Raw genomic sequence first — 21,699 nt, forward strand, 5'->3', positions numbered from 1 at the left:
CAATGGCTGCGCTCGTCGCTCGCATGATAGGAGAAAACCACTCCTATCATGCTTTTTAAAGATTGCGACGGCTACGCTCATTGTTTAGGGACTGTTAAAGTGGAAAAGCACCACTTTTACAGTTCCCATGCGAGTAGGCGATGGAGCTAGACAATAAGAAAAGCGCAAGCGCCTTTGAACACGAGCGTAGGGCAGTGGAGGAATGACAACTAGAAGTCCGCTCTTTGACTTCGGTTGTCACTTCCGAAGTGCCCCGTAGCCACTAAGAAGGAACTGAAAAAGTTTAAAACCACTTTTTCAATTCCTTTTATTTGTATGGCAATGGCTGCGCTCGTCGCTCGCATGATAGGAGAAAACCACTCCTATCATGCTTTTTAAAGATTGCGACGGCTACGCTCATTGTTTAGGGACTGTAAAAGTGGAAGAGCACCACTTTTACAGTTCCCATGCGAGTAGGCGCTGAAGCTAGACAATGCGCGAAGGTGCAAAAACTTATACATTTTTATCTTTTAAAAAGGGCGAGCATATTTTAGAACTACAAACATATTTTTAGATAAGAGTGCTTGTCTCAAGGGGGATGTTAGATGAAAAATAACCTCAGCTATCAACGTCTTATCCGTTTTTTAATTGTTCTTTTTTGGTTATCTTTTATTATCACCATTTCCTATATATTAATCATTTACCTATATCCATTTTTTATCGGATTAATCATTTCTTTTTTGTTTATTCCCGCCGTTAATTTTATTGAAAATAACCTAGGGTGGAGGAGAACATCAGCTGTATTTTTTGTTATTTTCTCTTTTATCATACTATTCTTGGCAGCAATTTCATTACTGGTGGCAGAGATCGTGGCTGGGTTAACTTATTTAACGAAAGAACTTCCACACTATATTCAAGATGGTTTTGATAAATTGCATCAATGGTTTGATACGGTAATTCTTCCTTTCTATGAAAGGATTCTTTCACTTACTTCCCAATTAAATACAGAACAGCAAACTACTATTCATCAGTCACTGGAGAATTTACTACAGACTGGTAGTGTTCATTTAGGTACAATTATTCAAAATACGTTAAATAGTTTTACTGATTTACTTTTAGCCCTTCCTAATGCGGTAACAGTACTATTTTTTGCCCTGTTAGGTGCCTTTTTTATCACAAAGGATTGGCCGGTAATGATTCAATGGCTAGAACAGCGTATTCCTAAACGGATAAAGATTGTCGCTAATAGAATGACTTACCAGTGGAAACAAGCGATCATGGGGTATGTATTCGCTCAGATTACACTTGTTTCTATTACCGGAATTATTGTATATATTGGGCTCTTATTCATCGGTGTAGATTACGCCATCACTACTGCATTATTAATTGCAATTGTTGATTTATTACCTTATTTAGGAACCGGTTTGATATTTGTGCCTTGGATCTTTTATGCCTTTGTTTCCGGACATTGGACCTTATCTATCGGTCTATCTATCCTATATGCAGTAGTCATCGTACAAAGACAATTAGCAGAACCAAAAGTGATGTCAAAACATATGGGAATACCAGCATTAGCTTTATTAGTTTCTTTATTTGCCTGTTATCAGTTTTTTGGAGTTGTTGGTCTTCTACTGGGACCTGCAGTTCTAATTTTCATCCAGTCGATAATAAAAGCAGGTGTTATTGAGGAACTTGTGGGATATGTGAAGGGCGTGCCAAGATAATTGGAATTTTCTTATTTCATCTTTAGAACTTGCTTTTATATAAAAGCGCTGGAGCTAGACAACTTGCCCGAAGGTGCAAAAACTTATTCTTTCTTACCTTTTAAAAAAGAGGTGACGCATAAATTTTAAGGCGCCACCTCTATAATTACCATTTACGATTTGTATGGATAATAACATTTCCTGACTGAATCTTTTTTTCGAATATTCTTCGTAAGAACCCTTTAAAAATTGCCCTTGTTTGTGGAAAAAGGAGGAAAAATCCAATTCCATCTGTAATAAATCCAGGTGTAAGAAGGACAACACCACCTACTAGGATACAAATACCGTCCAGTAAAACACCACTAGGAACTTGTCCTTGGGATGCTTGTAATTGAGCAGTGCGAATTGCATTTAAACCCTCTTTTTTCGCAAGGGCAGCACCTAATATACCAGTTAATATTATTAAGAGAATCGTTGCCGGAATCCCAATATAATTCCCTGATAAAATTAACACCCAAATTTCCAATGCCGGTACTATAATAAGTAGCAAGAAAAAAATACGTCCCATGTTGATTGGTCCCTTCTTTCAGTAGTCTATACCTATATATACGTCTTATTATAAAGTATGTTTCATTATTCCACAAAACCAAGGTCTTATTTAAAAATATACAAAAGAAAAGCGCAAGCGCCTATGTGTCTTCCTCTACTAGCATTGCTCTGCAGTGTAGGCGCTGGAGCTAGAATACTTGCCCGAAGGTGCAAAAACTTATTCTTTCTTACCTTAAAAAAAAGGCCGATACCGGCCTTTTCAGTTAACTCTATTTAAGCAGATTAAAGTACTCTAGCTTGTCCTTTATATATGTTACCGTGGTGCCCATCAACTGTAACTTCTTCTCCGTTCACAAACAAGGTTGTAGCTTTCTCCACTCCGACAATAACTGGAACACCTAAGCTTAAGCCAACAACTGCTGCGTGAGAAGTTAAACCACCTTGTTCTGTAATAACTGCTCCAGCTTTTTCAAAGGCAGGCATCATATCCCGGTCCGTAGTTGTTGTGACTAAAATGTCACCTTCCGTTACTTTCTCTAATGCATCGGAAGCATTTAATGCTATAACAACTTTTCCAGTAGCTGATTTTCTTCCAATACCTTGACCTTTTGCTGCCACTTCTCCTACCACATGGACCTTCATGAGGTTTGTAGTTCCTGTTTCATTTACCGGAACACCTGCAGTAATAACAACTAAATCTCCATGTTTTACAATTCCAGATGCAAGTGCACCATCCACTGCCTGTTGTAACATGTCATCCGTCGAAACTGCTTTTGTTCCTACTCTTGGATATACACCCCACGCAAGTGCTAACGCGCGACAAACTCGCTCATTACTTGTAATGGCTACAATTGGAGACTGTGGACGGTATTTTGAAATCATTCTGGCAGTATATCCACTCTCTGTTGCTGTAATAATTGCTGATGCGGTTAAGTTTAACGCAGTGTGAGAAACAGATTGACTAATCGCATCTGTAATTGTGTGCTCACTCTCTTTGCTTCGTTTACGGAGCAAGTCATGATATTTTAACGCTGTTTCAGTTTTAACGGCTATATTATGCATTGTTTGAACAGATTCAACAGGATAAGTCCCCGCTGCCGTTTCTCCTGAAAGCATGATAGCGTCTGTTCCATCAAAAATGGCATTTGCAACATCACTCGCTTCTGCTCTTGTAGGTCGAGGGTTTCTTTGCATGGAATCAAGCATTTGAGTAGCAGTAATGACTGGCTTCCCAAGCTTATTACATTTTTTTATTAATTCTTTTTGAACGAGTGGAACATCTTCTGCTGGAATCTCTACCCCTAAGTCACCACGGGCAACCATTAAACCGTCTGAGACCTCAAGAATTTCATCAATGTTGTCGACACCTTCTTGATTTTCAATTTTCGGTATGATTTGAATATGAGCAGCATTATGTTTTTCTAATAATTCCCTGATTTCTAACACATCAGATGCTCGACGTACGAAAGAAGCGGCAATAAAATCCACATCTTGCTCAATACCAAAAACGATGTCATTTGCATCTTTCTCGGTAATTCCCGGTAATTTAACGCTAACTCCAGGAACGTTAACACCTTTTTTATTTTTTAGAACACCGCTGTTGATCACTTGCGTTGTAAGTTCCCCGTCCCCGATTTCCGTAACCTTTAGTTCAATTAATCCATCATCTAAAAGAATAGTTGAGCCTACATGTACATCTTCAATCAACCCTGGGTAAGTAATGGAGAATTTTTCAGCTGTTCCAACGACTTCAGTCATGGAAATCTTAACAGAATTTCCTTGAACAAGTTCCACTTCTCCCCCTTCAACTGTCTGTGTTCGAATTTCTGGACCTTTTGTATCCAGTAAAATTGCCACATTTTTCCCTAACTCTAATGCCGCTTCTCGAATGTTCTTTATTCTGGCTCCATGCTCTTCAAAATCACCATGTGAAAAGTTTAAACGGGATACATTCATTCCCGCACTCATAAGATCCTTTAATTTTTCAACTGTTTCACTTGCAGGACCTATCGTACATACAATTTTCGTTTTTCTCACTTTTCTTCCTCCTCAAATTTCAATCCATACTTGCATCTATTTTTTACCATTCTTCTTTATCCCATACGAAAGCCAGGACAATTGAAAATGTCCCAGCACTTCTGGAAACTGTTAATCTGATGAATCATAAAATTCAGGCCATAATCAACACGAGAAGAAAAAGGTTATATCATTTTTTAAATGGACAACTCTTTTGATAATTGATACATTTGTTGATCTAGGACATGTTTTTGGGACAATGCTTCTTTTATATCATGAGAAACTAATTGATTTTGTTGTATCCCAACCATTTTCCCTGCTTGACCATCTAAAAGAAGTTCAACTGCATGCGCTCCTAGACGACTTGCAAGGACACGGTCTGATGCCGTCGGTGAACCTCCACGCTGAATATGGCCGAGGACAGTAACTCTTGTCTCAAAATTAGTTTTATCTTGAATTTCCTTTCCAATATCCACACCTGAACCTACACCTTCAGCAACGACAATAATACTATGTTTTTTTCCACGCTCTCGCCCTCGCTGTAAACGGGCAATGATATCATCCATATTATATTGTTCTTCAGGAATAAGAATAGTTTCAGCTCCATCTGCCAAACCTGACCAAAGAGCGATATCACCTGCATCCCTTCCCATTACTTCAATAACATAGGTACGTTCATGGGATGTTGCTGTATCACGAATTTTATCAATTGCATCGATTACGGTGTTTAATGCTGTGTCAAAACCGATGGTAAAATCGGTACAAGGAATATCATTATCGATTGTTCCAGGAACTCCGATCGTTGGAAAACCATGTTCTGTCAGTTTCCTTGCTCCTTGGAATGAACCATCACCACCGATGACAACTAATGCTTCAATTCCAAGTTTCTTTAATTGCTCAATTCCCTTTTGTTGCCCTTCTAACGTTTTAAATTCTTCACATCTTGCTGTATAAAGAATTGTTCCACCTCGATGGATTATGTCTCCTACTGAGCCGATTTCAAGTTTTTTAATATCTCCATTAATTAAACCTGCATATCCATAGTATATCCCATATACTTCAAGATTATGGTATATTGCCTTTCGAACTACGGCACGGATTGCAGCATTCATTCCTGGTGAATCTCCACCACTTGTTAATATTCCAATACGCTTCAAATTACTTCACCTCTTGTTTCTTGCATATGTATTTTAATATGTGTTTAAAATAACACTTCTAAATATTAAAAACAATAGTCGGTAAAGTGACAATAATAAGGCTTTCCTGAAAATCAGGAAAGCCTGTCCTTATTTAACAGCGATGGGACCGCTTACATGGTTAATTTCTCCAATATTCTTAAATTTTTCGTAACGTTTTTGAACCAGGTCTAGTTCACTAATATTACCAAGTTCTTTCAATGACTTTTCTAAATAAACCCTAATTTCATTTGCCTGCTGATCCACATCGCGATGGGCTCCTCCCCTTATTTCAGGAATCATCCCATCAATTAGACCCAGTTCCAATAAATCAGGTGCTGTTATTTTCATCGTTTCTGCAGCTCTTTTAGCTAAAGAAGCATCCTTCCATAAAAGTGCAGCTGCTCCTTCTGGGGATATAACAGAATAGGTGGAGTTTTCTAACATATAAATACGATCTCCAACCCCTAAAGCAAGTGCTCCACCACTACCGCCTTCCCCGATCACAACACAGACAATCGGAACGTGAAGACCAGCCATTTCAATCAAGTTTCTTGCAATAGCCTCACTCTGTCCACGTTCCTCCGATTCTATACCTGGATCTGCACCTTTTGTATCAATAAAACAAATTATTGGACGTTTAAATTTTTCAGCCTGTTTCATCAATCGTAATGCTTTTCGATAACCTTCCGGATGCGGCATACCGAAATTACGTTTTATATTTTCCTTAGTATCTTTTCCGCGCTGATGTCCAATAATTGTAACAGCTTGCCCTTGAAATCTTCCAATTCCACCGACAATAGCTTTATCATCACCGTATAAACGGTCCCCGTGAAATTCAAGAAAGTCAGTAAATAATCTTTCTATATAATCTAGTGTTGTCGGTCTTTTACTATGACGGGCTATCTGAACCCGTTCCCATGGGTTTAAATTTCCATAGATGTCCTTTTCTAATTGCTCTAATCGACTTTCAAGTTTCTCTATCTCCCCAGATAAGTCAATTCCCTTTTCTGCGGTAAACGTCTTTAACTCTGATATTTTATTTCTTAGTTCAAAAATTGGTTTTTCAAATGATAATTGATCAGCCATTTTATACCTCCCCACCTTTCACGGGATGATGAAGTTCCAAAATTGTTCCTAATGTCTCCCTTAATTGATGTCGGGAAACTACTTGATCTAACTGACCGTGTTCCAACAAAAATTCTGCTGTTTGAAAATCGTCCGGAAGTTTCTGTCGAATTGTCTGTTCAATAATTCTTCTGCCTGCAAAACCAATTAATGCACCTGGTTCAGCGATGTTAATGTCCCCTAACGAAGCAAAACTGGCAGAAACACCTCCCGTTGTGGGATGGGTCAATACACTTATAAATAATAATCCCCGTTCATTCAACTGATTTAATGCAGCACTAGTTTTTGCCATCTGCAATAAACTAAAGACCCCTTCTTGCATCCGTGCTCCCCCAGATGCTGCAAACATAATGAACGATTTATCACCTTCGATGGCCTTCTCAATGGCCCTTGTGATTTTTTCTCCTACTACAGAGCCCATGCTTCCCATACGGAATCTGGCATCCATTACACCAATGACAGTAGGAACTCCTTGGATAGTACCTTCACCAGTTACCACTGCCTCATTCAGTTTTGTTTTCTCCCTGTCTTGCGCAGATTTCTCCAAATAATCAGGGAATTGCAGGGGATCCTTCGCAATCATATCAACATCAAATTCTTGAAAACTACCTTCATCTAATGTGAGATCTATTCGTTCATAGGCAGACAAACGGTGATGATATCCACACCCTTCACAAACCATTTTATTCTTACGTAACTCTTTTATATACATAATGGTTTTACAATTCGGGCATTTTGTCATAAGTCCTTCAGGAACTTCCTGTTTTGCCTGCTCCGAAGGAATCGTAGCATATTTCTTTTTCTTGGAAAATATATCCCTTAACACGATCTCACCTCTTTAAATAAAATATAAATTTATTCTATTATTTTAATAGTAAATAAATAAAGAAAATACGTATAATGTCCTGTGCATGCCTCATCATACACTGTTGTATAAATAAATTCAAGGTAACTCTTAGGAGCAGATCACAAGATATTTCGATTAAAATCGACTTTTTTCCAGGTGATCTCTTATAGATCGAACAGCCTCTGCCTCATCATTTCGTGCTACTGCTTGAAAAATACGATCATGTTCCTTCATTGAATCTTCCGTCCTCCCTAATCTGGACAAGGACTCTCGTAAAGCAACCATACTGTATCTCACTAAAGGTCTCCAAATGTTTAATAACAACTGATTTTGACTTGACTCCACAAGTGTCTGATGAAATAAGTAATCTTCCTCCACTGGAAGGTCTCCCCCAGTCCATATTTCCTTTGACTGGTTAAGTATGTTTTCCAGTTTATCTAATTGTTGTTGCGATACACGTTGACAAGCTAATCGAATAGCCTCAATCTCAATTATTTTTCTTGTTTCCTTGACATCTTGCTTTGCACGTTGGTCACGAAGAAAGAAACTGGCAAGAACCTCTGCTAAACGGTGTCCTCCAGACTGCTGAATAAATGTTCCTTCCCCTTTTCTTGTCTTGATTAAGTCCAACAATTCTAGGGCACGTAATGCTTCCCGCACAGAGGAACGACCTACTCCTAATCTTTCCGCCAATTCCCTCTCAGACGGAAGTTTATCCCCTGGAGATAATTGATCTTGGTGAATGATTTGATCAATTTCTTTTAAGATATTCATATAAACTTTATTTTTCATATCCATGTTCCCAATTCGTGCCTCCTAAAGCAATCCCGTCTAAAAACAGAAAGGAGATCAGAGAGATGAACCATAAGAAACAACCAACATGGAGAGCTCTTCTCTGAAACTCCTTGAATTTAATTATCCGTAATTGCTGTCAGTTCCTTTGTTCGGTTTTCCACTTCCGCTGGATCAACCTTTCGTCTAGCTACACCCGTTTCCATTGCCGCTTGGGCAACACTTCGAGCAACAGCAGGTGCAACTCTTGGATCAAATGGACCTGGAATAACATAGTCCACATGAAGTTCTTCATCAGAGATCAAATCAGATATCGCTTTAACTGCTGCAACCTTCATCTCTTCATTAATATGAGTGGCGTAGACATCTAAAGCTCCCCTGAAAATACCTGGAAAGGCCAAAACATTATTCACTTGATTCGGGAAATCGGAACGACCTGTACCAATAACACTTGCCCCTGCTTCCTTTGCATCTTCAGGCATAATCTCCGGAACAGGATTAGCCATGGCAAAAATAATGGGAGCAGAATTCATGGATTGAACCATCTCTTTTGTTAGTGCTCCTTCTACAGATACACCTACGAAAACATCAGTTCCTTTTATGACCTCTGATAAACTACCCTCTTTTTTATCCCTATTAGTAACTAAAGCTAATTCATGTTTCAGGTCGTTCATCCCATATCCCCTGCCCTCAAAGATTGCTCCCTTTGAATCACAAAGGATAAAGTCCTTACAACCCATACTTTTTAATAGTTTAATGATTGCGATTCCTGCTGCACCTGCCCCATTGACAACCACTTTAATCTCCTGCATGGTCTTGCCGGTGATTTTTAAAGCATTTAACAGACCAGCGGCTGTTACAATTGCCGTACCATGCTGATCATCATGGAATACAGGAATGTTCATTTCTTTTTTTAGCCGCTCCTCAATTTCAAAACACCTTGGAGCTGCAATATCCTCTAGATTTATTCCACCGAATGTTGGCTCCAGCAACTTTACTGTTTCCACAATTTTATCCACATCATTTGTGTTTAAACAGATTGGAAACGCATCTACTCCCGCAAACGACTTGAATAGGACCGCTTTGCCTTCCATGACAGGCATAGCCGCTTCCGGACCAATATTACCTAAACCTAAAACTGCAGTACCGTCCGATACTACTCCAACCATATTACCTTTCACTGTATATTCATATACAGATTGGGGATCCTCAAATATTTCCTTACAAGGCTCAGCAACCCCCGGTGAATAGGCTAACGACAGGTCTTTGGCATTACGAACCATTACTTTCGCTCTCGTTTCTAATTTTCCTTTTTTTAGCCGATGCATATGTAATGCTTCTTCTCGTAATGTAGCCACTTTCCCCACTCTCCCTTTTTCCACTTTAATGGAGTGGTCTGACCACTCCCCGGACAAATTCTATTATAACAAAATAAAAAATCAGTTACACCCCTTGTTCTTTTAGAAAAACATTTTTTTGCCCTAACAATGCTTTTAATTTTAATAAGGTGCCTTCATCAGTGGAAACATTCCACATTTCAGAAAGATGCATTGCTTTATTTGTACTTTCGTAAAATAAAATTACCCTTACCGTTCCAGGATGATCTTGTAGAAGCTCCTTTAATTTATCTAGTTTTCCATCTTTTTCATGCAACCTATTTATTTTTAAATAAAGGAGCGGTTGTTTCTCCTCCTCCTTCTTCCTCTTTAATTTTTCAATAGTTGTACATTTATCCAGAATCAATTTCCTTTCCCCTTGATGATCTTGGGTTTTTCCTTCTACAAAGAGTAATTCTCCCTTTTGTAGCTTTAGCCTATTCTGTTCGAAAGGTGATGGAAAGGCGGTTATATCCAGTTCACCTGTTTCATCAGATACACGGATAAAAGCCATTTGTTGTTTTTTCTTTGTTTGAATAACACGAACTTCCTCTACCATACATGAAAGTCTTACTCTTTCTTCCGAAGCGGCACTTTTGGCTTCCATTATCGAGACTCTTCCATACCCATTTACTATGTGCAGTTCCGATTCTACTGGATGACCGGAGGCATAAAAACCAAGAACCTGTTTTTCAAAGCTTAATTGTTCTGATGATGATAAAGGTGGAACATCAATATATTCTGGTTCCGATTCTTCTTCTAAAAACAATTCTGTTTGTATTCCTTTTTGACGGTCTTGGATTTTTTCCCCATATTCCATTGCAGTTTCTACACTAGCCAATAATTGGGCACGATCTGGCCCTAGTTCATCTAATGCTCCTGCCACAATTAAAGCATCGATGGACCGTTTTGGTAAAACCTTCGCCGGTACCCTCGCACATAAGTCAAATAAACTAGAGAACGGTTTTAACTTGCGCTCGTTGATCATTTCATTTACAGCTTGAATTCCAATATTCTTTATAGCTACTAAACCAATAATCAGTTCTCCGTCTTTCACAGTGAAATATCCTTCACTCTTTGATATGGAAGGTGGCCGGACGGTAATTCCCTGTCTTTTCGCTTCCGCCACGTATTCCCCTAACTTCTCTTGATGATGGGACACCGTTCCCATCAGGGCACACAAGAACTCTATAGGGTAGTTAGCTTTTAAATAGGCTAGATGATAGGCAATAATACTATAAGCAACAGCATGACTTCGATTGAACCCATAGTTGGCAAAGCGCAAAATCAATTGATACATTCGATCTGCATCAGCTTGTGAAAATCCTTTTTTATTGGCACCATCTACAAATTGCTTTTTCACTTGCTCTAGAACTTCCCGTTTCTTTTTCCCGACTGCCCGGCGTAATATGTCAGCTTCTCCTAGTGTAAAACCAGCCATCACAGAAGCGATCTGCATGATTTGCTCCTGATATATTAAGACACCATAAGTTGGCTGTAATATTTCTTTTAATGCGGAATGGGGATAGACAACTTTTTCTTCTCCATTTTTTCTTTTAATATATAAAGGGATGTTTTCCATAGGACCAGGTCGGTACAAAGCATTCACTGCTACAATGTCTTCGAACTCTGTGGGCTTTAAACGACGTAGAACATTTTTCATTCCTGATGATTCCAACTGGAATATTCCACTCGTTTCCCCTTTTCCAAGTAGTTGAAAGGTGGCATGATCATCAAATGGGATATCTTTTAATTCAACCGTTCTACCTTGGTCAATTTTTATTAATTGAAGAATTTTAGTAATAAAACTTAAATTTCGCAATCCTAAAAAATCCATCTTTAATAAACCTAAATCTTCTAAAACACCCATTGGATATTGTGTTAAATATAATCCATCATTCCCCTCTTGAAGAGGAACGGTATCTGTCAGGTGGTTTTTACTCATGACAATTCCAGCAGCATGAATGGAAGAATGACGAGGTAACCCTTCCACATGAAATGCAATTTGAAACAATTCCTTCAGCTGGTCATCTCCACTTATCATCTCCTTCAGTTCTGTAGATTCTTTTAAGGCGTCTTCGAGCGTTATATTAGGACGGGACGGGATTTTTTTTGCAACACGATCTATAACTGGTAAATCAATCCCCATGGCTCTCCCCACATCTCTTATTGCAGCCTTCGCAGCTAATGTACCAAATGTAATAATTTGAGCCACATGTCCTTTGCCGTATTTATTTTTTACATATTGTATAACTTCGTCACGACGGTCATCCGGGAAGTCAATATCTATATCAGGCATTGACACCCTTTCCGGGTTTAAAAAACGCTCAAATAACAATCCATATTGAAGGGGATCCACATCCGTAATATGTAATACATAAGCAACTAAGGACCCTGCGGCAGAACCACGCCCAGGACCTGTTAGTATTTTATTGTCATGAGCATACTTCATAAAGTCTGATACAATTAAAAAGTAATCATCAAATCCCATTTGAGAAATAATTTGAAGTTCATACTCCAATCGATTCCAAATCGATTGCCCAGGGTTTTCATAACGTTCCGAAACTCCTTTTACACAAGTTTCTTTTAAGAACTCTCTTGCTTCTTTCCCCTCTGGAACTGGATATTGTGGTAGGATTGGCGTTCCAAAATCCAACTGAACATTACAACGATCTGCAATGATACTTGATTGTTCCAAAGCATCTGGCCAAGCACGAAATAATTCTCCCATTTCCTTTTCTGACTTTAGAAAATAATGGGGGGATGTGATATCGTCAGGCAAATCATTTAATTTTTCCCCCAGTCTTATAGCTTGAATTACCCGATGGGCATCCATTTGCTCTTGTCTAGTGTAATGAACGTGGTTACTTGCGACTAGAGGAACATCCTTATTTTTTCTCCATTCCGTAATCTTTAGAAGTGTCTCCCGTTCTTCTGGCCGCCAATGATTTTGAATTTCCAGGAAAACATTCTTTTCGCTATAAACTTGTTGTAAATTCTGAAAATAGTTCGTTGCTCCCTCTTCGTCTCCCGAAGTAATTAACCTCGAGACAGCACTTTCCAAAAAAGGAAGAATCGCAATGACTCCATTGGAAAACTCCTTCATTTCTGAATAGGTAACATATGGACCGTGTCTACCTTGTTTTTCATGGGCTTTTGTCGTAAGTTTCACGATCGATTGATACCCATCATTAGAGCTTGCTAAAAAAAGGATCTTGTCTGATACTATTTCCTTTTCATCTTGATTATTCGAAGCACAGGATAATTCTACTCCGATTATTGGCTTTATCCCTTCTTTTTGGCATAGTTTATAAAAAGGGATGACCCCATACATTGCATCCACATCAGTTAAGGCTAGTGCTTTATAACCCATTTCCTTTGCACGGGAAACCAACTCCCCTATTTTTCCAGTACTTCTCAAAAGACTATATTCACTATGCACATGTAAATGTACAAATGCCATCATACGCCCCCCCTATTGGAGAATTTAACTTTATCTTACTACCATTCTAACGCAAACATCTGTTCTTTTCACGAATGTTTTCTATAAATCTATAAGGTCATCCGAATATCTTGGCCAAGTTGTCCATAAAAATGTACAAAGAGGTGTTGTCAGAAAGGGGAATTTCCGTGGATAGAGATTTTTTAGCTACTTTAGTTATTGATTATTTTGTTGCCTTTGGAGTAATTATAGGGGGAACCATTCTTGGAGGAATTGGAGCTTACTTAATTGGCAAACCCCCCCTTTCTATCATGTATGATCTTGCTTCCAGTTTAAAAATATGGGCGCTCGTAGCTGCTATAGGGGGGACCTTCGACGCTATATCCAGTTTGGAAAGAGGTATTTTTGAAGGGACACACGCAGATATATTTAAAACCATTATGATGATTTTTATAGCCCTTTGTGGAGCACATACGGGAACATTACTCGTTCAATGGATTACGCAAGAGGGGATAAAATGAGAATTCCACCACTATATAACGATAAATCATGGCAGCGTTTTTTTGCTGGAATCATTCTCGGTATGCTAATTGGCTGGTTATTTTTCCTATACCATTTCGGCATGGTTCACGAGAAATTAATCTTAGAACTAAACGATAAAAAAAGTATGATCGAAAAACACGAAAGGACAATTGACATATTAAGACAAGATCAAGATGAACAAAGCCAAGAAAATCAAGATAAATTAAAAGTTCAGGAAATCAAAGTTGAATTTCTGAATGAAGAAGAAGTCAACTTAAGCGAAATGACCATTCACGATCTCCGTGGTGCAATTGAAACAGAATTAGAGCAAATAAGGAACAGGCAAATTGAAGCGGTAGCTGCCTCTAGAGATTTATTGGAAAAAGCCGTGGAAAACAAAATATACAGGGTTGGGGGAGATAAGCAATATCAGCTAAAGATTGAGAAGTTTATCTTACACACTACCCTGGAATTATTTGTCCGAATTGAACCTGCGTCTTTAGACAGGGGATAAGTTGGGACCTTACCCATGGCTGAAGTCACGATGGTTCTTCCCTATGTCCTCCAAATAGTTAACTATACCATTTTTCCCTTTTTCAGGTTATACTATTGTTAGAGCAGTATAAAAAAAATGACATGTTGTGATTTCATTAATAAACTTTATGTTATCTTTTGTTTGTAAATCAGACAAGGAGGCAGAAGGAAATGAATGTAATGAGTAGAACTCAGTTAGCAAAAAACAAAGTCAAAGATATTCAAGCTGGTTTTTCTGCCTATGCAGAAACCGAAGAAATGACTGTACTAATCAGAAAAGAATTGCATACACTCGGCATTGATGTAATTGAAGACAATACATCTTTAGGATCTTGGTTTATACCTGAAAAAAGAGCGTAGTTTATTAAAACTTACGCTCCTTTTTTTGTTAAAGGCTAAGAGAAGGAATGATTCGCACCATTCCTGCAAAGCTAGTTGAACCCTTCTACACCATTAGCTAAGAAGTGTAAGTGGAACATACTTCATCTAAATCCTTAATGAATAACTTCGCCTCTTCCCAAGTTGTGATAGATGCTCCTGACGCCATAGGATGCCCACCACCGTTATATCTACCTGCCAACTTATGAATTTCAGGTCCTTTGGACCGAAGACGCACTCTTATCACATCTGGTTCCTCTACAAAAAATACCCAAGCCTTAATTCCTTTTAATGTGGAAAAGGCATTTACAATACCCGAAGCTTCCTGCGACGATACACCGTATTTATTTAGAATTTCTTCCGTTAAGAAAACAACTGCAGCACCCGACTCCCTCATTTCCACTTCAGATAATACATATCCTTCTAGTCGCATCAACGGAAGAGAAGTCTCATACATGGAATCATATAAGTCTGCTGCATTGAAATTAGCTTTAATTAATTTCGCTGCCCAATAAAAAGTTCTTTCTGTCGTATTTGGAAAACGGAACCGGCCTGTATCTCCTACTATTCCAGCGTACAATAAACGGGATCCCTCATCAGGGAAAGTTTTCCCCTCTCCATCATGGAATAGCTCACAAATCATTTCACTGGTGGAACTAGCCTCCGTATCAACCCAGTTTAAATCACCATACTCATCCATATTCGGGTGATGATCAATTTTAATGAGAAAAGATCCTTTTTTATATCGATCATCATCAATTCTCTCTGTATTTGCTGTATCACACACAATAATCAAAGCATTCTCAAATTCCAAATCATCAATTTCATCCATCTTTGTTAAAAACTCCAGTGACTCTTCCCCTTCACCTGCTAAAAAAACTCTTTTGTCTGGAAAGTGATGAAGAATCAGTTCTTTTAATCCTGCCTGAGAACCTATTGCATCAGGATCCGGTCTAACATGCCGATGAATGATAACTGTTTCAAATTCACTAATTTTTTTTAAAATATTCTTTTTCATGAAATGTCTCCTAACTTTTAATGGTTAACCTTGTTTTTTTTACTCTAGTTGTGCTACGTTACTTAAAGAAAACAACTTTTAAACTATCGGAATAAATTATAAGGAGTTAACTTCAAATGATATTTATTGTTTTAATTATCTTTTCATTGGTGTTTTTTGTTTATTATAAGGTCCAACAATCCCGTGTTTCTGGTCCTGCTGAAAGGCGTTGGTATTCCGCAAAAGGGAGTATTGCAATTGGTATTTTTTTTATCTCTTTTGGAATAAACTCATATTTAAGTCTTGGAACACAAGTTTCAGCTTATGTAACTGTCCTGTTTGTGGGATTCGGACTTGTAAATGTGATCTTTGGTGCGAAGCATTATAAAACCTTCTTGCCACTTGCAAGAAAAGAAATAGAACAAAGACAGTCTTAATCTTTTTCTCATGTTAAAAGGAATAATAGGGAATGGGTTTTTAAGCCAATTCCCTTTTTATAATATGATTTTAGTAGAGCTACGCCAGTAAAGATGCCTAGTCAAGTGGTAGAGGTGTTTGAGCAACTTCTTATTAACGGTCAATTAATTGTGCCATGAGCATCGCTTTCCCCACAATTTGCCCTTCATGAAATAATTCCACATCTACTTTTCCAAACTTCCTACCGACTTCTAATACGCGAGGAAGTATTTTAATTTTACTTTCAATTTGAACAGGCTTAATAAAAAATAACGTAATATTCTCCACAACCAGGTCACCTTTTTTATATTTTCTCAGAACTCTGCTTCCCGCTTCCGTTACGATTGTTGTAATAACTCCGTATGAGATAGTACCTAAATGATTAGTCATTTGTGGTGTTACTTCCAACAAGAAACAATATTCCTGTGAATTGGATATATCTTCGAAATGTCTGGTGACAAGGTCCTCAATCGTATCACCAACTTGAGGCTGGCGCTGGAGCATTTGAAGTGCTTTAAGCACATCTTGCCTGCTTATAATACCCATTAATCTTTTTCCGCTATCTATAACAGGAAGAAGTTCGATTCCTTCCCAAACCATCATATGAGCAGCGGAAGCAACCGACGTTTGTGCTGTTACAGAAATGGGATGCTTTGTCATTACTTTTTCTATTTCGATAAATGGACTGACACCCATTACATCCTTGGCTGTAACCACACCATGAAGTTTCATGTCATCATCTACAATTGGATATCGACTATGTCCTGTTTTCGTATTAAGTTCATGCCATTTTTCCACTGTGTTTGAATTAGTCATATAACTCGTTTGATCAATTGAAATTAATATATCTTCCACAAGTAAGATTTCCTTTTTAATCAACTGGTCGTAAATCGCCCTGTTAATCATCGTAGCAACAGTAAATGTATCATAGGACGTTGATATAATTGGAAGATCCAACTCATCTGCTAATTGCTTTACGTCATCACTTGTGTCAAATCCTCCCGTAATCAAAACGGCAGACCCTTCCTCTAATGCCAATTTATGTACTTGTTCCCTGTTCCCGACTATTAATAAGTTCCCCGCTTCCACATACCTCATCATGGCATCAGCTTTCATAGCACCAATGACAAATTTATTCAATGTTTTGTACAATCCGTTTCTGCCGCCCAACACTTGTCCATCTACAATGTTAATCACTTCCGCATAAGTAAGCTGTTCGATATTATCCTTTTGTTTTTTCTCGATTCTAATTGTACCTACACGTTCTATCGTACTTACTAAGCCCTGATTTTCTGCATCTTTAATGGCACGATAGGCAGTTCCCTCACTTACTGCGAGGACCTTTGCAATTTGTCTAACAGAGATTTTGTTACCCACTTCTAATGATCTTATATGCTGTAGTATTTGCTCATGCTTTGTCATCGTGCATTTCACTTCCTTATTTGAAATCTGTTTTAACGTTCAAATTAAACTGTACTACTACAAGTATAATCCCGTTATCCACAGACATCAAGGAATTTTGCGGAGTATAGAGTGGTGTACCTACACTAAGGCCATACAATGTTTATCATCTTTAACAGAGTTATTTATGTGATATAAAACAAGCAGAGTCCATAATGGAGGTACACTTAAATAGACTCTGCTAATAAATAATTCCTTATCCCATTAAATTTCTAAGGATTCCCCTGGATTAAGAACTACCCCTTTCCCCGGTTTCACTTTCCTGGCGAAAGATTCCGGGTCCTGTTTAATCACCGGAAAAGTATTATAATGCATTGGGATTACTTGTTTTGCTTTTAACCACTCCGCTTCAGTTAAGGCATCATCAGGGCCCATCGTATAATTATCCCCAATGGGCAAGAAGGCAACATCAATGGTGTTCCTTTCCCCAATGATCTTCATATCTCCAAATAGGGCTGTATCACCGGCATGATAAATGGTTCTCCCATGTGCTGTAAATAATATTCCAGCTGGCATCCCAGTATAAATAATTTGGTTGTCCACTTCATAAGAAGACCCGTGAAATGCTAATGTAAATTTCACAGTACCAAAATCAAATTTTCGGGAACCACCAATATGCATCCCATGAGTATTAACACCCTGCCATTCTAAGTATGTAGCTAACTCGAACGGTGCAACAACTAAAGCGTTACTCCTCTTGGCTAAGGAGACTGTATCTCCAACATGGTCATTATGTCCGTGAGAAAGTAAAATGACATCAACATTTAAGTCCTCGTCTTTAAATCAGTGAGACCATTTCCTGTAATAAATGGATCAATCAAAATAGTCTTACCAGCTGTTTCAATCTTAACTACAGAATGACCGTGAAATGAAACTTTCACGTTAATCAACTCCCTTTTCCAAAATATACTAACTATACATCAATACTAGATACCCTCGAAAAATCCTTTTTATTCAATTAATTTTAAATATTTCTATTAAAAATATTTCATATGGTAAGATAAGATGAAGAAGATATCAAACTACTCAAGGGGGAGTAATAGTGTTGTTGGAACAGAGAATAGAAGCAATAAGACAGTGGATGAATGGTAGCAATATTGATGTCTTAATGTGTCAGACAAGGGCAAATGTCTTTTATTACAGTGGATTTGACACAGATCCCCATGAACGGATTGTGGCAATCTTTATTCTAAAAGACCGTGATCCCTTTTTCATTTGTCCTCACATGGAAGTTAATCAAGTGAAACCTATTTTTACAAATGGTGAAATTATTGGATATAGTGATACGGATAACCCATGGGAAAAAATTAAAGACGCCTTTCACACGAGAGAATTGGCTCCACGAAAAATTGCAGTGGAATCTTCATTAAGTTGGGATCGTGTGAAAAACCTGATCAATCTTTTTCCTAGTGCTGATCTAGTCGAAGGAGACGATGCCATTCTATCAAAACGGATTATCAAATCAGAAAAAGAGATTGCCCTACTGAGGGAGGCTGCAAAATTCGCAGATCTTGGTATAGAAATTGGGATCGAATCCCTTGAGGAAGGGATCTCGGAAATGGAAGTTCTTGCAAAGATTGAATACGAATTAAAAAAAGCTGGAGTGCGAGAAATGTCATTTTCCACCATGGTTTTATTTGGGGAGAAGGGTGGAGACCCCCATGGAAAACCTGGGAACAGATTATTAAGAAAAGGGGATTCTGTCCTTTTTGACCTCGGTGTCGTATGGAAAGGTTATTGTTCTGACATTACAAGAACGGTTTTCTTTGATCACGTTACTGAAAGAGAGCAGACTATTTATGAAGCGGTTCTGGAAGCGGAGGAAGCATCCTTAAAGAAGTGTAAACCTGGGAATGCCATTTCCACATTAGATAACACTGCCAGGAATATCCTGGAAAAAAAGGGCTTTGGAGAATATTTTCCTCATCGAATTGGACACGGTCTTGGTATTGAAGTACATGAATATCCTTCTTTGAATGCCAAAAATGATTCCCCACTTATGCCTGGAATGACGTTTACTATTGAACCTGGAGTTTACATCCCCAATCAAGTGGGGGTTCGAATAGAAGATGATGTCCTTATTACGGAATCCGGATATGAAACATTAACTAAGTTTCCAAAGGTCCTAACTATTGTACCTGAGAAGAACTAAATACCATAAGTAAAAGACTGGGAATTCGATGTTTTGAGGGTAATGAAAAAGTGGTGCTTTTCCACTTTTACAGTCACTCGAAGCAATGAGCGTAGCCGTCGCAATCTTTAAAAAGCCTGACAGGAGCGGTTTTCTCCTATCAGGCGAGCGACGAGCGAAGTCCTTCACTATGATTTTTTCTTGATCCCATACTCAGTTAAACACTTTAATTGTGTCCCAGCCCTTTTTCTGTCACTCCTTTTTGTTCCACAACCACGTTTTATAACCATTATCAAAGTCCAAGCGGTGAATAACTATTCTGTTAATATGTGATAATCCTTCCTGCTCCAGCAAGGAAACAACCTCATCATCAATTGTTGTTTCAGATAAATCAAACTTTGAAAGCATGTTTTCGAATGACTCTTTCGCTTCCTCTCCCCTTACAATACGATTTCCCTTTTCAAATTCAAACGAATTAGGGTTTTCATATTCCCACTCATAAAAAACCTCATCTGTCTCAATTGTGAGCTTTAAGTAAGAGTGAGTGTACCAAGAGTGTGCATTCCCTTCAGGAGTGTAAAAAGATATGTAAATAATAGAAATTACAGATAAACTAATCAATAGTTTGTGATACACATTTATCACCTCTCCATTTAGTGTGAGGTGAATGAATGTTAATTATACAAAATTTACCTGTAACGATGAAGGACATCCATTCCCCCAGTCACTTCTATCACTGCTCCTGTCACCATATCAGCCTTTTCGTCACATAAAAAACTAACAGTTCTTGCAATATCTTCCCCAGTTCCAGATCGGCCAATCGGGGTATCACTATCTTTTATCCGTAGTGATTCCTCTATTGTGGCTTCTTTCATATTTCCAACAATTTTTCCAGGACAGATTACATTTGCTGTTATCCCATGCTCCGCTTCTTCAATTGAAATTGTTTTTGTCAACGATACAAGACCCACTTTGGCCGCAGCGAAAGCGGATCGGAAAAGCCATCCTGGTGTATGGTCTGCACCCTGAAAAGCATAAGTAACAATTCGCCCATAATTTTGTTTTCTCATAATTGGAATTATCTCTTTGAATAAGTAAAAAGCGGAATGGAGATTTCCGTCCATCATTTCATGCCATTCCCCTTCTGAATAATCCATTAATTTTTTCCGCTCAAAAACATAAGGACCTGCATTCATAACCAATACATCGATTCGCCCCCAACGGTTCATTGTTTCTAATGCGATTCTCCTTAAATCCTCTTTCTTTGTGATATCCCCACGCACAAACTGAAGTTGTCCAACATAAGTAGACCACTCCTCTTTTATTGCCTCCATTCCCTCTTCACTCCGATAGTGTACGGTGACCGAAAATCCATCACGTAATAGCCTCTCAGTCACTTTTTTTCCTAACCCTTTTGAACCAGCTGTTATCAATGCGTGGCGCATTGGAACACTCCTTCATATTTATTAATTTCAACAATCATTAATTATATATATTATACTGATGAATCCATCTTTTTGTAAAAACTCTTGCTCCATTGACCCAAACTCAAGATAAAATTTAATAATTTTGACAATTTAGTAGCATTTTACTCAACTTTCCCAATTTCCATTTCAGTTTTGTTATACTAAAATTAGGAAAATATCTTCACACTTATGAGGAGGTTTGAAACTATGTCTGTTCATTATCAAACAATTCTTGTTGCTGTAGATGGGTCAGAGGAAGCTAGACGGGCTTTAAAGAAGGCAATTATGTTATCTATTGAGCATACTGCGAAATTACTTATAGTTCATGTGGTAGATACAAGGACCTTTGCTGCTGTTGAACATTATGATAGACTAATATTTTCCGATGCAGAGAAATATGCGGAAGAATTGTTAACGGACTATAAGGAACAGGCTATGGATGCAGGCGTTTCTGATGTTACAATGATCATTGAGTATGGATCTCCTAAAGTGAAGATTTCAAAAGATGTGGCAAAAAAATATGAAGTGGACTTAATTATCACCGGTGCAACGGGCTTGAATGCAGTGGAACGTTTTCTTATTGGTAGTGTTTCCGAATATATTGCAAGGCATTCCCGGTGCGATGTCCTCATTGTCAGGAAAGACTAATGGAAATAAGAAAAGCGGAAACGCCTATGGTCACGAGCGTAGGGCAGTGGAGGAATGACAACCGAAGTCCGCTCTTTGACTTCGGTTGTCACTTCCGAA

The 21,699-nt window shown here is 38.3% G+C and carries 19 protein-coding genes and 1 pseudogene; 7 read left to right on the forward strand and 13 right to left on the reverse strand.

Annotated features, from left to right (window positions below; genetic code table 11):
* Positions 1-584: 584 nt before the first annotated feature.
* A complete protein-coding gene (gene ytvI / locus KS419_RS14420) occupies positions 585-1,703 on the forward strand; it encodes a sporulation integral membrane protein YtvI (RefSeq protein ID WP_217067097.1) in 1,119 nt (372 codons plus the stop codon).
* A gap of 145 nt (positions 1,704-1,848) precedes the next feature.
* Here the strand turns inward: ytvI and KS419_RS14425 are convergent, their stop codons facing one another.
* From KS419_RS14425 to dnaE, 8 genes are all read right to left on the reverse strand, one after another.
* Positions 1,849-2,250: an FxsA family protein gene (locus tag KS419_RS14425; RefSeq protein WP_217067098.1), complete on the reverse strand. Its 402-nt coding sequence runs from the start codon at positions 2,248-2,250 to the stop codon at positions 1,849-1,851.
* Positions 2,251-2,513: 263 nt separating this feature from the next.
* A complete protein-coding gene (gene pyk, locus KS419_RS14430) occupies positions 2,514-4,268 on the reverse strand; it encodes a pyruvate kinase (RefSeq protein ID WP_217067099.1) in 1,755 nt (584 codons plus the stop codon).
* Between the two features lie 176 nt (positions 4,269-4,444).
* Positions 4,445-5,404, reverse strand: coding sequence for a 6-phosphofructokinase (pfkA, locus tag KS419_RS14435; protein WP_217067100.1), 960 nt, complete (start codon positions 5,402-5,404; stop codon positions 4,445-4,447).
* A gap of 129 nt (positions 5,405-5,533) precedes the next feature.
* On the reverse strand, positions 5,534-6,511 hold the full coding sequence (gene accA, locus KS419_RS14440; RefSeq protein WP_217067101.1) for an acetyl-CoA carboxylase carboxyl transferase subunit alpha: 978 nt from the start codon (positions 6,509-6,511) through the stop codon (positions 5,534-5,536).
* A 1-nt stretch (position 6,512) separates the two neighbouring features.
* A complete protein-coding gene (gene accD / locus KS419_RS14445) occupies positions 6,513-7,376 on the reverse strand; it encodes an acetyl-CoA carboxylase, carboxyltransferase subunit beta (protein ID WP_217067102.1) in 864 nt (287 codons plus the stop codon).
* Between the two features lie 156 nt (positions 7,377-7,532).
* Positions 7,533-8,195 (reverse strand): FadR/GntR family transcriptional regulator, encoded by a 663-nt coding sequence (locus KS419_RS14450; RefSeq protein ID WP_217067103.1) that lies wholly within the window; start codon positions 8,193-8,195, stop codon positions 7,533-7,535.
* 113 nt (positions 8,196-8,308) lie between these two features.
* Positions 8,309-9,547, reverse strand: a complete 1,239-nt coding sequence (gene ystJ / locus KS419_RS14455; protein WP_343215069.1) for an NADP-dependent malic enzyme — start codon at positions 9,545-9,547, stop codon at positions 8,309-8,311.
* Positions 9,548-9,632: 85 nt separating this feature from the next.
* Positions 9,633-13,028, reverse strand: coding sequence for a DNA polymerase III subunit alpha (dnaE, locus tag KS419_RS14460; protein WP_217067104.1), 3,396 nt, complete (start codon positions 13,026-13,028; stop codon positions 9,633-9,635).
* A 161-nt stretch (positions 13,029-13,189) separates the two neighbouring features.
* Here dnaE and ytrH point away from each other — a divergent pair, with 161 nt between their 5' ends.
* The 3 genes from ytrH (at position 13,190) to KS419_RS14475 (ending at position 14,423) form a co-directional block, all read left to right on the forward strand.
* Positions 13,190-13,528, forward strand: a complete 339-nt coding sequence (ytrH, locus tag KS419_RS14465; protein ID WP_380087384.1) for a sporulation membrane protein YtrH — start codon at positions 13,190-13,192, stop codon at positions 13,526-13,528.
* Positions 13,525-14,043 (forward strand): sporulation membrane protein YtrI, encoded by a 519-nt coding sequence (ytrI, locus tag KS419_RS14470; protein WP_217067106.1) that lies wholly within the window; start codon positions 13,525-13,527, stop codon positions 14,041-14,043. The genes ytrH and ytrI overlap by 4 nt, the downstream gene beginning before the upstream one ends.
* 191 nt (positions 14,044-14,234) lie before the next feature.
* The gene (locus KS419_RS14475; protein WP_217067107.1) at positions 14,235-14,423 is read left to right on the forward strand and encodes a YtzJ family protein; all 189 of its coding nucleotides are present in this window, start codon (positions 14,235-14,237) and stop codon (positions 14,421-14,423) included.
* A gap of 97 nt (positions 14,424-14,520) precedes the next feature.
* On the opposite strand, the gene KS419_RS14480 is transcribed toward KS419_RS14475, so the two are convergent.
* Entirely contained in the window at positions 14,521-15,459 is a 939-nt protein-coding gene (locus KS419_RS14480) for a DHH family phosphoesterase (protein WP_217067108.1), read from the reverse strand.
* 116 nt (positions 15,460-15,575) lie between these two features.
* Between KS419_RS14480 and KS419_RS14485 the strand changes: the two genes are divergently transcribed.
* A complete protein-coding gene (locus KS419_RS14485) occupies positions 15,576-15,875 on the forward strand; it encodes a YtpI family protein (protein WP_217067109.1) in 300 nt (99 codons plus the stop codon).
* Positions 15,876-16,008: 133 nt separating this feature from the next.
* Here KS419_RS14485 and KS419_RS14490 read toward each other — a convergent pair whose 3' ends face one another.
* Together KS419_RS14490 and KS419_RS14495 are read right to left on the reverse strand one after the other, a co-directional pair.
* Positions 16,009-17,316: a CBS domain-containing protein gene (locus KS419_RS14490; RefSeq protein WP_217067110.1), complete on the reverse strand. Its 1,308-nt coding sequence runs from the start codon at positions 17,314-17,316 to the stop codon at positions 16,009-16,011.
* Between the two features lie 243 nt (positions 17,317-17,559).
* A pseudogene (locus tag KS419_RS14495) lies at positions 17,560-18,236 on the reverse strand (metal-dependent hydrolase).
* Between the two features lie 167 nt (positions 18,237-18,403).
* Between KS419_RS14495 and KS419_RS14500 the strand changes: the two are divergent.
* Entirely contained in the window at positions 18,404-19,507 is a 1,104-nt protein-coding gene (locus tag KS419_RS14500; protein ID WP_217067115.1) for a M24 family metallopeptidase, read from the forward strand.
* Between the two features lie 231 nt (positions 19,508-19,738).
* On the opposite strand, the gene KS419_RS14505 is transcribed toward KS419_RS14500, so the two are convergent.
* Positions 19,739-20,122 carry a hypothetical protein gene (locus KS419_RS14505; RefSeq protein ID WP_217067111.1) on the reverse strand — a complete coding sequence of 128 codons (384 nt, stop codon included), beginning with the start codon at positions 20,120-20,122 and terminating at the stop codon, positions 19,739-19,741.
* Positions 20,123-20,175: 53 nt separating this feature from the next.
* Positions 20,176-20,931: an SDR family oxidoreductase gene (locus KS419_RS14510; RefSeq protein WP_217067112.1), complete on the reverse strand. Its 756-nt coding sequence runs from the start codon at positions 20,929-20,931 to the stop codon at positions 20,176-20,178.
* Positions 20,932-21,159: 228 nt separating this feature from the next.
* Here KS419_RS14510 and KS419_RS14515 point away from each other — a divergent pair, with 228 nt between their 5' ends.
* Positions 21,160-21,600 carry a universal stress protein gene (locus KS419_RS14515; protein ID WP_217067113.1) on the forward strand — a complete coding sequence of 147 codons (441 nt, stop codon included), beginning with the start codon at positions 21,160-21,162 and terminating at the stop codon, positions 21,598-21,600.
* Positions 21,601-21,699 lie beyond the last annotated feature (99 nt).

It is taken from the genome of Evansella tamaricis (genome assembly GCF_019042215.1).
GTDB classification, from domain to species: Bacteria; Bacillota; Bacilli; order Bacillales; family Salisediminibacteriaceae; genus Evansella; species Evansella tamaricis.